The 13,331-nt window shown below is 32.4% G+C and carries 12 protein-coding genes; 2 read left to right on the top strand and 10 right to left on the bottom strand.

From position 1 onward, the window contains the following. Positions 1–201: 201 nt before the first annotated feature. The 6 genes from HMPREF2642_RS05300 to fdaB all read right to left on the bottom strand — a co-directional run bounded on the left by HMPREF2642_RS05300 (position 202) and on the right by fdaB (position 6,905). Positions 202–459 carry a type B 50S ribosomal protein L31 gene (locus tag HMPREF2642_RS05300; RefSeq protein ID WP_002435494.1) on the bottom strand — a complete coding sequence of 86 codons (258 nt, stop codon included), beginning with the start codon at positions 457–459 and terminating at the stop codon, positions 202–204. Between the two features lie 118 nt (positions 460–577). After that, on the bottom strand, positions 578–1,894 hold the full coding sequence (gene rho / locus HMPREF2642_RS05295) for a transcription termination factor Rho (protein WP_049427267.1): 1,317 nt from the start codon (positions 1,892–1,894) through the stop codon (positions 578–580). A gap of 302 nt (positions 1,895–2,196) precedes the next feature. After that, positions 2,197–3,624, bottom strand: a complete 1,428-nt coding sequence (locus HMPREF2642_RS05290) for an aldehyde dehydrogenase family protein (RefSeq protein WP_049427266.1) — start codon at positions 3,622–3,624, stop codon at positions 2,197–2,199. A 191-nt stretch (positions 3,625–3,815) separates the two neighbouring features. Further along, a complete protein-coding gene (locus HMPREF2642_RS05285; RefSeq protein ID WP_002435794.1) occupies positions 3,816–4,148 on the bottom strand; it encodes a winged helix-turn-helix transcriptional regulator in 333 nt (110 codons plus the stop codon). An 89-nt stretch (positions 4,149–4,237) separates the two neighbouring features. Next, positions 4,238–5,497: a UDP-N-acetylglucosamine 1-carboxyvinyltransferase gene (locus tag HMPREF2642_RS05280; RefSeq protein WP_049427265.1), complete on the bottom strand. Its 1,260-nt coding sequence runs from the start codon at positions 5,495–5,497 to the stop codon at positions 4,238–4,240. A 547-nt stretch (positions 5,498–6,044) separates the two neighbouring features. After that, entirely contained in the window at positions 6,045–6,905 is an 861-nt protein-coding gene (fdaB, locus tag HMPREF2642_RS05275) for a class IIb fructose-bisphosphate aldolase FdaB (RefSeq protein WP_049427263.1), read from the bottom strand. A 220-nt stretch (positions 6,906–7,125) separates the two neighbouring features. On the opposite strand from fdaB, the gene HMPREF2642_RS05270 reads away from it, so the two are divergent. Further along, positions 7,126–7,647, top strand: a complete 522-nt coding sequence (locus HMPREF2642_RS05270; protein WP_002435809.1) for a DUF2529 domain-containing protein — start codon at positions 7,126–7,128, stop codon at positions 7,645–7,647. A 342-nt stretch (positions 7,648–7,989) separates the two neighbouring features. Here the strand turns inward: HMPREF2642_RS05270 and HMPREF2642_RS05265 are convergent, their stop codons facing one another. The 3 genes from HMPREF2642_RS05265 to HMPREF2642_RS05255 form a co-directional block, all read right to left on the bottom strand. Continuing rightward, entirely contained in the window at positions 7,990–9,597 is a 1,608-nt protein-coding gene (locus HMPREF2642_RS05265; protein ID WP_049427260.1) for a CTP synthase, read from the bottom strand. 295 nt (positions 9,598–9,892) lie between these two features. Then, positions 9,893–10,429 carry a DNA-directed RNA polymerase subunit delta gene (gene rpoE, locus HMPREF2642_RS05260; protein ID WP_002435872.1) on the bottom strand — a complete coding sequence of 179 codons (537 nt, stop codon included), beginning with the start codon at positions 10,427–10,429 and terminating at the stop codon, positions 9,893–9,895. Between the two features lie 147 nt (positions 10,430–10,576). Beyond that, on the bottom strand, positions 10,577–11,437 hold the full coding sequence (locus tag HMPREF2642_RS05255) for a GNAT family N-acetyltransferase (protein WP_023351346.1): 861 nt from the start codon (positions 11,435–11,437) through the stop codon (positions 10,577–10,579). A 223-nt stretch (positions 11,438–11,660) separates the two neighbouring features. Here HMPREF2642_RS05255 and coaW point away from each other — a divergent pair, with 223 nt between their 5' ends. Then, on the top strand, positions 11,661–12,458 hold the full coding sequence (gene coaW / locus HMPREF2642_RS05250) for a type II pantothenate kinase (protein WP_049427259.1): 798 nt from the start codon (positions 11,661–11,663) through the stop codon (positions 12,456–12,458). Positions 12,459–12,544: 86 nt separating this feature from the next. Here the strand turns inward: coaW and HMPREF2642_RS05245 are convergent, their stop codons facing one another. Next, positions 12,545–13,210 (bottom strand): DUF2750 domain-containing protein, encoded by a 666-nt coding sequence (locus HMPREF2642_RS05245; protein ID WP_002469798.1) that lies wholly within the window; start codon positions 13,208–13,210, stop codon positions 12,545–12,547. Positions 13,211–13,331 lie beyond the last annotated feature (121 nt).

The raw sequence follows: 13,331 nt of genomic DNA, 5'->3' as shown, positions 1-13,331 counted from the left end.
TCAAAACATAATCGCTTAATTATATCATATTTTATGAGTAGTTAAATGCATTTTCAAAGTATTATTCTAAATTAAACGACGATACTCTCATTTTACAAACAAATTGAGTAAAAACAAAATCTACTCACATAATAAAGGGTTAAAAAATAAAAAAACTGTCTACATTCCCTATATGGATACGTAGACAGTTGAAATTCAAATTTAGTTGTTGTTTGATTTGAAACCAAACTTTTTGTTGAAGCGTTCCACACGACCATCCGCAGCAGCGAATTTTTGACGGCCAGTATAGAATGGATGTGAATCAGATGATACGTCTAAACGAATAACTGGGTATTCATTTCCATCTTCCCATTCCATAGTTTCTGAAGATGTTTTAGTAGAACCACTTAAGAATTTAAAGTTTGTAGTAGTATCTAAAAAGATAACTTTGTGGTATTCAGGATGAATTCCTTGTTTCATTTCTTTCAGCTCCTTTGCCCTGAACCATCTGGAACAGAGTTATTTGTGAGTTTTTTACCCAATACTGTGTAATTATAATAGTTATCAAATCAAAACGCAACCCTTTATCAAAGATAACTTAGATAATTGGTTTACCTGTCTTTGTACTTTCTTCTGCTGACTTTTGTAATTGTGAAAAGAAGTCTTTATTATTTTTAGAGCGTTTTAACTTGCGAATAAAACGTTCAGTAAAGTCTGTAGAGTCTGTGAACAAGTTACGTAATTGCCATAATGAGTCAAGTTCAGCTTTCGTAATAAGTAATTCTTCTTTACGTGTTGAACTACGACCAATGTCAATTGCTGGGAAGATACGGCGTTCTGATAATTTACGATCAAGGTGTAATTCCATGTTACCTGTACCTTTAAATTCCTCGTAAATCATATCATCCATTCTTGAACCAGTTTCAACAAGTGCAGTAGCTAATATGGTTAAACTACCACCTGCTTCAATGTTCCTTGCTGCACCGAAAAATGCTTTAGGTTTATGCAGTGAAGCAGGGTCTAAACCACCAGATAGCGTACGTCCACTCGGTGGGATTACAAGGTTATAAGCACGTGCTAAACGTGTAATAGAATCCATTAAGATGATAACATCTTCACCTATTTCAACTAATCTTTTAGCACGTTCTAATAATAATTCTGCTACTTTGACATGATGTTCTGGCGGTTCATCAAAAGTGGAGTGCACTACTTCCGCAGATTCAACTGAACGTTCAATATCAGTTACCTCTTCAGGTCGTTCACCTACTAGTAAAATAAAAAGTTGAGCTTCAGGTTTATTTGTAGCAATCGCATTAGCAATCTCTTTTAATAAACTTGTTTTACCTGCTTTAGGTGGCGCTACAATTAAACCACGTTGCCCTAAACCAATCGGCGTCACTAAATCCATAATTCGAGTTGAATAATTAGTCGGAAGCGTTTCTAATAAAATTCTTTCTTCCGGATAGAGCGGCGTTAACGCTTGGAAATGAGGGCGTTTTTTAACTTCTTCTGCATTTTGATCATTCACAAAATCGACTTGAAGTAACCCATAATATTTTTCATTATCTTTCGGTTTACGTACTTTACCAGTTACTTTGTCTCCACGTTTGATCTCAAAACGTCGGATTTGACTTGCAGAAATATATATATCCTTTTCACCTTTAGAATAGTTAACGGTTCTAAGGAAACCATACCCATCCTGTTGAATATCATCAAGGATACCTTCCATGTAGTAGTTGCCATCTTTCTCCATTTGAGCTTCCATGATAGCTAAAACTAACTCTTTCTTATTTAATTTACTATAATTTGTTAATTTTAAAGATTTGGCTTTTTGAGTGAGCTCTTTAGTAGTGTTGTTTTTGTATAATTCGTGGAAAGATTCATACTGAGGAGATGTTCGTTCTCTTTCAGGCATAGACTTGCACCCATTTCATTATTTTTTATATTGCGAGACTTTGACATATAAATATTAAATATAGACGTTAAATGAAATTTTTAAATTTTAAGATGTGCGAGTAAAATTTAAGAATTTCAGTAAGCCTTATCGTCTTTATTTTATATTCAAATGTGTCATGACCTTCTAATTACTAGAATAACTATAGCAAATTTTCAATTTAATTACAAAATGAATTTAGAAAATATAACAATAAAAACAAAACACGGAACTAATATAGTTCCGTGCATCGTTTAATTGCAAGTTTTAATTAATTTGTTCAATTATTTAAAATAACCAGCAATTGATTTAACTTCTAAGAATTCTTCTATACCATAGTCGCCCCATTCACGACCTAAACCTGATTGTTTATAACCTCCGAATGGTAAGTCAGGTTTTCTGCCAGCTTCATTGATTTCAATAGTTCCTGCCTCAACTGAACATGCTACTTTACGTAAAGTCTCTTGATCTTTACCAATAACGTAGCCAGCAAGACCATATTTAGTATCATTAGCAATTTCAATTGCTTCATCTAAATCATTATAAGTGATCACTGACATAACTGGACCGAAGATTTCTTCTTGAGCAATTGTCATATGGTTATCTACATTGATGAAAATAGTTGGACGTGCGAAATAACCTTTATCAAGGCCTTCTGGTTTACCAGGGCCACCGTAGAATAATTCAGCACCTTCATTTACGCCTTTATCAATATAGTCTTGAACTTGATCGAATTGTTTTTTGCTGATAATTGGTCCGACCTGTGTACCATCTTCACGAGGATCTCCTACTTTAACTTGGCTAAATTCTTCTTTAACTGCTGTTAAGAAATCTTCTTTAATGCTTTCAGGTATAAGTACACGTGTACCTGCAGTACATACTTGGCCAGTGTTATTAACAACTTTGCCAGTTGTAGCTTTAGCTGCTTCCTTGATATCAGCATCGTCAAGAACGATATAAGGAGATTTTCCTCCTAATTCAAGAGACACTTTTTTGAAGTCTTTTGCAGCTTTTTCCATGATTTTAGATCCTGTTGGGCCAGAACCAGTAAATGACATCATTCTCACTTTAGGGTGTTCACTTAATGGATTTCCTACACCTTCACCATCGCCATTAACTAAATTGAATACACCTTTAGGTACGCCAACTTTATCAAAGATTTCTGCTAAGATAATAGCTGCAAATGGTGTTTCTTCAGAAGGTTTAAGAACTACTGGACTACCTGCAGCAAATGCAGCAGCTAATTTTAATGATGTTTGATTAGTAGGGAAATTCCAAGGTGTAACTAATCCTGAGACACCAATAGCTTCTTTAACTACTAAATCATCTCCACGTTGCTCTTCAAATTCAAAATTATCTAAAGCATCTCTTGCTGCCGTAAAGTGATTTAGTCCCATTTGATAGTGAACATTTTCAGAAACAGATAATGGAGAACCTAATTCATCTGTAATCGCTTGTATAATATCGTCTTTTCTATTTTCATATTCTTTTACAATTTTATCTAACAAGTTTCTACGTTCTTCAACTGAACTATGACGAAATTCTAAATAAACTTTGTCTGCCGCTTCAACAGCTTTGTTAACATCTTCTTCATTTCCGTTAGCTACAGATCCCATCACTTCTTCAGTTGCAGGATTGATTACGTCAATTGTTTCGCCACTCGCACTATCAACCCATTCGCCATTAATATATTGTTTAGTGAAATTTCTCATATTAAATCTTCACTCCTTAGAAAAGTTATATGTGTATTCTATCCTTTAAAGCGTTACTTTAAACATATGCAACACCAAAATGAATTACGCTCAATTCATTTTATATTGGAAATTATAAAGCATCATTTTGCATCTACATAAAAAACTGCTTATAAAGTTTTTTACTTTATAAACAGTTCATCATGTCTTATTTATTTTGAAGAATTTGCTTCTAACTCAACGTATTTTTGTGCCCAAGCTTCCATAGGCTTTAATGCTTCGGCTAAAGCTTGTCCTTTATCAGTCAATTGATAAACAATTTCTAATGGGCTAGATGAAATAATTTGCTTCTCTACTAGTTTCCATTCTCCTAGGTCGGTTAATTTTAAGCTCAAAGCTCTAGGAGTAATCGTCTTTAGATCTCTTTTCATATCGGAAAAGTGAGCTGATTGACTTTCACATCTTGATAAATAATTAATAATTAGCCCATTCCAACTACGACCAACAATTTTGAAGGTTTCTTCAAGATATGGACAGATTTCCATTTGCCTCACCTCACATTTAATATGCTTATAATTGTAGGCATTTCTCTATTGTCTTCCAATTATTAATATAAATATTATACCATAAAACCTTAAATTTCTTCAGTCCAAATATCTGCTCCAAGTGATTTTAAATGTTCAACAATATTTGTATAACCTCTGTATATATGTTTTACATTGAATATTGTTGTTACACCTTCAGCGATTAATCCCGCAGTAATTAAACATGCACCGGCACGTAAATCACTTGCATATACTTCTGTTCCTTCCAGACGCGAAGGTTTAATAGTTGCTGTACCTTCATCAGCATAAATATTTGCGCCCATACGTTGTAGTTCATCAACGTGTTTAAATCTAGCTGGATAAATTGTATCTGTAACAAATGATGGCCCATTAGTCATAAATAATAATGGTGTAATAGGTTGTTGAAGATCCGTAGCAAAGCCAGGATAAACTAAAGTTTTGATATCAACATTTTTATATGGTGATTGTTTACGAATAATTGCTTTCTCATCATCTATTTGGATATCAACACCAAGCTCTCTCAATTTAACAGTTAACGCTTCTACATGCTTAGGTACAATATTATTTAATACAACTTCTTCACCCATAGCAGCAGCCATACACATATAAGAACCAGCTTCAATTCTATCAGGAATAATTTGATATTCTGAACCGTGCAACTCTTCCACGCCATTAATTTTGATGGTAGTTGTTCCTGCGCCTTTAATCTTAGCTCCCATACTCATTAAAAAGTTAGCGACATCTACAACTTCAGGTTCTTTAGCTGCATTTTCAATGACAGTCTGACCTTTAGCATGTACAGCAGCAAGCATAATATTTATTGTAGCACCAACACTAACCATATCTAAAAAGATATTTGCACCTTTTAATTCTTTAGCTTCAATTTTCATAGAAGTATCGCTTGATTCATCAATTTCTGCCCCTAATGCTTTGAAACCTTTTATATGTTGATCAATAGGACGTGGTCCTAATGGACATCCACCTGGTAGCCCAATGACACATTTTTTAAAACGTCCTAGCATCGCTCCCATCATATAATAAGATGCACGCAATGATTCAACCTTATTATTAGGTAACGGCGCATTTTCAATTTCAGTTGTATCTACATCCAATTCTTTGCCTTTTAAAGTCGTGTTAATATTTAAATCTTCTAACAAACTTACTAAAGTTTTTACATCAGAGATTTGGGGAAGACCTTCCAACTTTACATGTCCTTGAGCTAATAAAGTTGCGGGGATTATAGCTACTGCACTATTTTTCGCTCCACTAATTTCTACTTCTCCTTTTAGTGTTTGTCCACCTCTTATTTTTATTACCTCTTGAACCATATGATTTATCTCCTTTGTTTCCTTCGTTTTAAAATTTCACATTATTAGCATTATAAAATAATTTTACTTTGTTTGTAAAATAGTTCAAATCTAATCAATGTTAAGTTATTTTAGCAACTTTACACATAAATAGTGTCAAAGTTTCTCGCTAAATAATAATACTCTAATAATTAATATTAGACTATTACCTCATATACAACTTCTTAATCGTTAAATTTTTGTTTATTTATGATTTATATATCTTTTATTTTTATGTAACATCTGATTAATTTGAGGAAATTCATTTAAATGAATTTCATTCTGATTCAAGTATAGCATAAATAAGACTATTGAAACCTTTGTTCAATGGGCTCAGACTGTAGACAAACCCTTTCACTCATTGTCATTTCATTCATGCCTAGCTCATTTACTAGTGGTAAACTCCCGTCGTTATGCATTTTAAAACCTTGATTAAAAGGGAATTCTATCAGTATTCATCTTCTAAAATATTCCATAAAAAAGACCATTGAAACCTTTGTTCAATGGTCTATGATAATGATTTATCAAATTATTTAGCTCGGTTAGAAGTTCCGAATTCTCTAATTTTACCTTTTACTGTTTCTTTAATTGCTTCACGAGCTGGTCCTAAATATTTACGAGGATCGTAAACATTTTTATCGTTATTTAATACATCACGAACAGCTTTAGCTGAAGCAATTTGGTTTTCAGTATTTACATTGATTTTAGCAGTACCATAAGGAATTGCTTTTTGAATGTCTTTAGTTGGGATACCAGTTCCACCATGTAATACTAATGGTAATCCAGTAGAAGCACCAATTTCTTCCATTTCTTTAAATCCTAATTTTGGTTCACCTTTGTAAGGACCATGAACTGAACCTAATGCAGGTGCTAAAGTATCAATGCCAGTCTTTTCAACTAATTCTTGGCATTCTTTAGGATCAGCGTAGATAACGCCGTCAGCTACTACGTCGTCTTCTTGTCCGCCTACCGTACCTAATTCAGCTTCTACAGAAACGCCTCTTTCATGTGCATATTCAACTACTTTAGAAGTAATTTCAATATTTTCTTCGAATGGACTATGTGAAGCGTCAATCATTACTGAAGTGAATCCAGCATCAATCGCTTCTTTACATTTTTCGAAACTTGAACCATGGTCTAAGTGAATTGCAACTGGAATTGTAATGTTTAAATCGTGAATTAAACCTTCAACCATTTTTACTACAGTGTAGAAACCACTCATATAACGAGCAGCACCTTCAGATACACCTAAAATAACTGGTGCATTCTCTTCTTGTGAAGCTTCTAAAATAGCTTGTGTAAACTCAAGGTTATTTAAGTTGTATTGACCAACTGCATAACCGTTTTCTTTCGCATCAATTAACATTTCTTTCATTGAAACTAAAGGCATGAAAGTTCCTCCTTGAGTGCATAAGTGCACGTATTTTTCAAAAATCATTATATCAAAAATACATAGTTAATGCATTCGAATACTTTATATAATATTAATAATTTTCACAATCCTTAGATTTTAAACTGTTGCAACCGCATTCATTTTAACAATCAGTCAAATATTGCATTACTATAATGTATTATTTAAAATGTTTTATTGAAAAGAATGGAGGAAAATCATGTCAAAAATTCTAAATACACAATTGACTGGTATCTTTAATAGGCTTGAAAAGCAAGCATTAGATATACAAATGGCAGCACAATGTTTAATACAAGCTATTGGCGGTGAGGGTTATGTTTATGTTAAAGGATATGAAGATTTAAAATTTTATGAAGCTTTTGTATTGAATAGTAATGAAAAGCTCGAATCAAGCCGTTCACTAGATGACTTAAAATCTATGAGTGAAATTGATTCTACAGATAGAGTGTTTTTATTCTCACCTTTTTACAATGAGGATGTAGAGCAAGACGTTCAACGTTTAATTGAATTAGATGTCGATTTTGTATTAGTTTGTAACAATCCAAAACGTGATGATTTTCCAGAACATTTAATGCATTACGTTAACCTTTCAACACCTAGACCTATTGTTTATACTGAAGATTACGATAAGATTGTTCAACCTCATGCGATGGCATTTAATTATGTATATTATGAAATTTACACTCAAATGATAGAGATGACACGAGATTTAAATCTATAACTTAAGTTTCTACAATTGCGCAAACTATATAATCAGGTATCAAACTTATCGCTATTCATATTAAATTTTCATAAATTTATACACTTCATTATTTTAAACATTAACTCAAGTTACACTAAAAAAATTGAGATTGCTATAAAAAAATTAGCAATCTCTTTTTTTATATTTTAAAAGTAGTTTATTTATATAGTCTGTTTATTTGTAAAAGTAGCCTCTTACGAATGTGAAAGCACACGACACAATATACAGATAAAAAAACAGTAAAAAGATTGTTATCAATCTTCTTACTGCTTTAGTTTTAATACTTATTTATCTAAATTTTTATATATAATCAATTAATGATTATTGTTGTTGATATTTAAGTGAAGCTTCAATAAATGATTTAAATATTGGTTGAGGACGGTTTGGTCTTGATAAGAATTCAGGGTGGAATTGACATGCAATGAAGAAGTCATTTTCCGGAATTTCAACAATCTCTACTAAACGTCCATCAGGGCTTGTACCTGAGAATACCATTCCATTATCTTCTAATTGCTCTCTAAATTCATTGTTAAATTCATAACGATGACGATGACGTTCTTCGATGTCATTTTCAGAATAAATAGATTCTGCAAGTGTACCTTCTTTAATATGACAAGGGTATAAACCAAGTCGAAGTGTACCACCTAAATCTTCAATATCTTTCTGTTCAGGTAATAAATCAATTATTGGGTATGGTGTACTTGGATCTAACTCAGCTGAATGTGCGCCCTCCAAACCTAAAACATTACGTGCATATTCAACTGTAGCTAGTTGCATACCTAAACAAATTCCAAAGAAAGGAATGTTGTTTTCACGGGCGTATTTAATTGCTGAAATTTTACCTTCACTTGCACGGAAACCGAAACCACCTGGAACTAAGATACCATCAACATCAGATAAATAACTTTCAACGTTATTATCAGTCACTTCGCTTGAATCTATCCATTTAACAACAACATCTTTCTTGAATGGATAGCCGGCGTGTTTTAATGATTCAACAACTGATAAATATGCGTCTTGTAAGCTAACATATTTACCAACTAATCCTATTGTAATCTTACCATCAAGATGATTTACCGTATCTAATAAGTGCTCCCACTCATCAAGTTGAGTTTCATACTTAGCGTTTAATTGTAGACGTTTAATGACGATATCGTCCATATCTTGGTCACTTAATTGAAGTGGAATTTCATAAAGTGATTCAGCATCGCGACATTCAATCACGCTTTCTTTGTTTATATCACAGAATAATGCAATTTTGTCTTTTAAATCTTGAGTCATTTCGTATTCTGTTCTAACAACAATTAAATCAGGTTGAATTCCTAATCCACGTAATTCTTTTACACTGTGTTGAGTTGGTTTCGTCTTCATTTCACCTGCTGCTTTAATGTAAGGTAATAAAGTACAATGTACATACATTACATTATCGCGGCCTAAATCACTTCTTATTTGACGAATTGCCTCTAAGAATGGAAGTGATTCAATATCACCTGTCGTACCACCTATTTCTGTAATAACAACGTCAGCGTTTGTACTTTCTCCAGCTAATAATAATCTTTCTTTAATTTCATTTGTAATATGTGGGATAACTTGTACTGTGCCACCTAAGTAATCACCACGACGTTCTTTCTTTAATACATGAGAGTAAACTTTACCTGCAGTCACATTTGAATATTTATTTAAATTAATATCGATAAAACGCTCATAGTGACCTAAGTCTAAGTCTGTTTCTGCGCCATCATCAGTTACAAATACCTCACCATGTTGATATGGACTCATTGTACCTGGATCCACATTTAAATATGGATCAAATTTTTGAATTGTAACTTTAAGACCTCTATCCTTAAGCAATCTTCCTAGAGAAGCGGCCGTAATCCCTTTTCCTAATGATGACACTACTCCGCCTGTTACAAAAATAAATTTTGTCATTGTCTGACCTCCTGTATAATTTAGGGTTGCTACCTCGTTGTTATTATATTAATTAAAATTGTGAGTAACATGACGACCATGATATGACATGTTTATAGATTTTAAATTACTCTACAATTCTGTTCACTTTAAAATATTTAGTTATTTAAAAATAAAAAAACGCTCCCTCTCACAACAATTGTAAGGGGGAGCGTATCTAGTTAATACACGTGTCCTAATTAAATGAGCCCGAATAAAATTCTATCATCTTTTAATTAAAAATAAAAGTCCCACTTTAAAGTTCAGAAAATAAGAATTAGTCGTTGAAGTCTTCCTCATCTTCAAATTCTTCTTCTTCCTCTTCAGCAATATCATCATCGTCATCTTCTTCAATCACGATATCTGAATCATTGATTTCTTCTTCTACTTCTTCGTCTTCTGGATCATTTAAAGTTTCTTGATCATCAGTTTCAGCAGGAATATCATCGTCCTCATCAATATCATCTTCACCTAATAATTTAAGGTTTTGATCTTCTTCATCATCGTCATCAAGAATATCAAATTTTTGAATTGTAGGTGCAATCTTTTCTTCAATATCGTCTACAGAGTACCAATCGCGAAGCCCCCATTGATTTTCGCCGACATTTAAGAAACGACCATCTGTATTAAGATCAGTATAGAATTGAACAACACGATTCTCAATATCATCGTACTCATAACCACCCAGAGATTTGAACTCGTCGATAATATCGTATAAATTCATTGTTGTTTGTTTATCATTTAATAAAGTGTAAGCCATATCGATAAATGACTTCTCATCAACCATTTCTTTTGTGTAATCTTGAATTTTCATTAAAATACTTCCTTTCAAAGGATTTTTCTCTTATTTAAACGTCAAATTTTCATTAATTAATAGTAACAAAAATAAATTATAAATGACAACTACTGATTTAGCAATCACTACTCGTAGTTCAATTGATGTAAACTTTCAGTTGATAGACTAGTAGTTGATATACTTCTCAAATAGAACATAGTCTTCAGCTTCTTCAATAACCACAAAATTACTATTATCACATAAAGGTTTTAATTCATTATTCTCTCCATATAACGTTATAGCCAAAACCTTGATATCATCAAAATGTTTACGAATATAAGTTGGCAATTGTCTTAGAGCACTTTCCGCTATACCTTCGTTACGATGCTCTTTATTAACTTCTATTGCTGAAATTCTCATTCTATCTTCAATCTGTTCAATAGCAATAAATCCAACTTTTTCATTATCTTTAAGTAAATTAATTACATGAATATTAGCCTCATTTGAAGTTTCGCTTTCAACTAAGCGAAGTGAAGAAACATGTTTAGAATCTAAGTCTAAATAATAGAGTCGTTCTTTACCAATAGGGCCTTCCTCTTTAGTAGCAGTGTGCATAAAGCCAGCGCGTTCATAAACGTTCCACGCTCCTTTATTTTCAGCATCAACTACTAGATACAAATGATTAAAATCTGGGAATAATTCTTGCACATATTGAGGTAAGAACATCATCATCTTCGTTCCATAACCATGACCTTGATATTTCTCATTTACTGATAGAGATCGAACATAAACGACATTTTCAGGTGTATCATAGCCTTCATGTTGATAATATTGATGTAAGACAAAGAATCCCACCACTTGTCCCTCTTGATTCATTGCAATATTGGCTACTCTGTTTTCATCATTTAAAGCATCATCCAAAACTGTTTTAGGTAATGAGGAATAAATCTGCTGTCTCTCACTTAATTTAAATTCATTCACTGCTTCACGATACTTTTCTTCAAACACTTGGACTGTAATACCTTCAAATTCTTTTTTGATAAACATTTATTTAATCCCCTATTTGTTAATTACAACTTCTATTATATATGAAATAAATATTGATTACTATTTAGCTCAATTTTCTTTTTGAAAATTTATCTTACAATAGCATTACCCTATTAAGTAATTAAACAACCTTAAATATAAATTTATTTAAATAATGCTTGTTTTTCAGAGATTTTAATATACTATAGTGAGTGACATATTTTTAATGTGGAGTGAGAGTCAAATGAAGGTAGGTATTGATGCCGGAGGTACATTAATAAAGATAGTTCAAGAACAAGGTAATGAACGCTTTTATCGAACAGAACTTACAACAAATATTGATAAAGTCATTGACTGGCTAAATAATGAAGACATTGAGTCGCTTAACTTAACTGGTGGTAATGCTGGCGTCATTGCTGAGCATATCAAAATTTCAGCCCAAAGCTATGTTGAATTTGATGCATCGTCCAGAGGATTGCGTATATTGTTGGAAGAACAAGGTCATCATATTGATACTTACATATTTGCTAATGTTGGTACAGGGACTTCATTGCACTATTTTGATGGTCAGGATCAACAACGTGTGGGTGGTGTAGGCACCGGTGGCGGTATGATTCAAGGGTTAGGTTACTTGTTATCAAATATTACTGACTATACAGAGCTTACTAATTTAGCACAAAAAGGCGACCGGGATTCTATTGATTTAAAAGTCAAACATATATACAAAGACAGCGAACCACCTATTTCAGGAGATTTAACTGCTGCAAACTTTGGGAATGTGTTACATCACCTAGATAACAATTTCTCATCCGCAGATAAGCTTTCATCAGTGATTGGTGTAGTTGGTGAAGTCATTACAACAATGGCTATTACCTTAGCGCGTGAGTATCAAACCGAAAATGTAGTATATATAGGTTCATCATTTAATAATAATAATTTACTACGTGAAGTAATTGAAAATTATACAGTATTGAGAGGTTTTAAACCTTATTATATTGAGAATGGTGCATTTTCAGGTGCACTAGGTGCTTTACATTTGTAAATAATAAAACAACGGTAGTGAGTTAAAGGAAAATAATTTTTTAAAATTAATTTTCCCATTCACTACCGTTGTCATTATTTAATAAGTTAAAAAGTTATTTCGTTAGATAATTTTTGTGCAGATACAACTGTGCCCACGACTCCAGGTTTTAAGTCAATAGCTACTGCTTTATCATCATCACGTAACTTATCTAACCACTCTCCAAAAACTTTACCTTCAATTTCGATAATTTCACATTCCTCAAAATCTTCATCTCGTACCTTAGACGCACGATTTTTAATACTCCAAACCGGCATAATATGAGGTTTTTGATGTTCATCATCACTAATCATGACAAAGTTTTTCTCATTTTTATTAGTTAAACCATAAACTTCATCATATTTAGCTACATCTTTAACAAATTCTTTAATTCTGATGTCATCAAGTTCTGACATCAATTCATCAGTCATTTTAATAACATCCACTAGTTGTCCATCTTCTTCATTATTTACATTAACTAAGATTTCATCACCTTCATCAAATAAATCATCTAATTCATAAGTGACGAATCTGTCAATATCAGCTCGAACAACCTTATCATAATCTATAGAATGTTGAGATAAATATGATTCAGCCATAGCTTCATCTGTCCACATAGCAATATAAGATTGTTCTTTTTGATTTAACCTTACTAACTTCTTATTTTTTGAAGCAAAATAAATATATTCGTTTATTAAAATATCCTTGAAAAATGCTTCATATTTGTACGACATGTCAAACCCTCAATTCATTAGTTATTCGTATAGTGTGTCAATTTAAATGTTAAACGACTAATAATTGATAGTCAATCGTGTACAATTAATAATATTATTTCGTTATATCCTGTAATTAAAT

Origin of the sequence: Staphylococcus sp. HMSC055A09, from assembly GCF_001809655.1 — a bacterium.
Classification (GTDB): domain Bacteria; phylum Bacillota; class Bacilli; order Staphylococcales; family Staphylococcaceae; genus Staphylococcus; species Staphylococcus capitis.
The sequence above is the reverse complement of the archived record's forward strand: the minus strand, read 5'-3'. Positions and strand labels throughout refer to the sequence as shown.

What these genes read in the sequence shown, in the direction of transcription:
- HMPREF2642_RS05255 (WP_023351346.1), bottom strand. Translation starts at nt 11,437, where the DNA reads ATGTTTATCAAAAAAGAATTTGAAGGTATTACAGTCCAAGTGTTTGAA.
- HMPREF2642_RS05245 (WP_002469798.1), bottom strand. Translation starts at nt 13,210, where the DNA reads ATGTCGTACAAATATGAAGCATTTTTCAAGGATATTTTAATAAACGAA.
- HMPREF2642_RS05300 (WP_002435494.1), bottom strand. Translation starts at nt 459, where the DNA reads ATGAAACAAGGAATTCATCCTGAATACCACAAAGTTATCTTTTTAGAT.
- coaW (WP_049427259.1), top strand. Translation starts at nt 11,661, where the DNA reads ATGAAGGTAGGTATTGATGCCGGAGGTACATTAATAAAGATAGTTCAA.
- fdaB (WP_049427263.1), bottom strand. Translation starts at nt 6,905, where the DNA reads ATGCCTTTAGTTTCAATGAAAGAAATGTTAATTGATGCGAAAGAAAAC.
- HMPREF2642_RS05285 (WP_002435794.1), bottom strand. Translation starts at nt 4,148, where the DNA reads ATGGAAATCTGTCCATATCTTGAAGAAACCTTCAAAATTGTTGGTCGT.
- HMPREF2642_RS05265 (WP_049427260.1), bottom strand. Translation starts at nt 9,597, where the DNA reads ATGACAAAATTTATTTTTGTAACAGGCGGAGTAGTGTCATCATTAGGA.
- HMPREF2642_RS05290 (WP_049427266.1), bottom strand. Translation starts at nt 3,624, where the DNA reads ATGAGAAATTTCACTAAACAATATATTAATGGCGAATGGGTTGATAGT.
- HMPREF2642_RS05280 (WP_049427265.1), bottom strand. Translation starts at nt 5,497, where the DNA reads ATGGTTCAAGAGGTAATAAAAATAAGAGGTGGACAAACACTAAAAGGA.
- rho (WP_049427267.1), bottom strand. Translation starts at nt 1,894, where the DNA reads ATGCCTGAAAGAGAACGAACATCTCCTCAGTATGAATCTTTCCACGAA.
- HMPREF2642_RS05270 (WP_002435809.1), top strand. Translation starts at nt 7,126, where the DNA reads ATGTCAAAAATTCTAAATACACAATTGACTGGTATCTTTAATAGGCTT.
- rpoE (WP_002435872.1), bottom strand. Translation starts at nt 10,429, where the DNA reads ATGAAAATTCAAGATTACACAAAAGAAATGGTTGATGAGAAGTCATTT.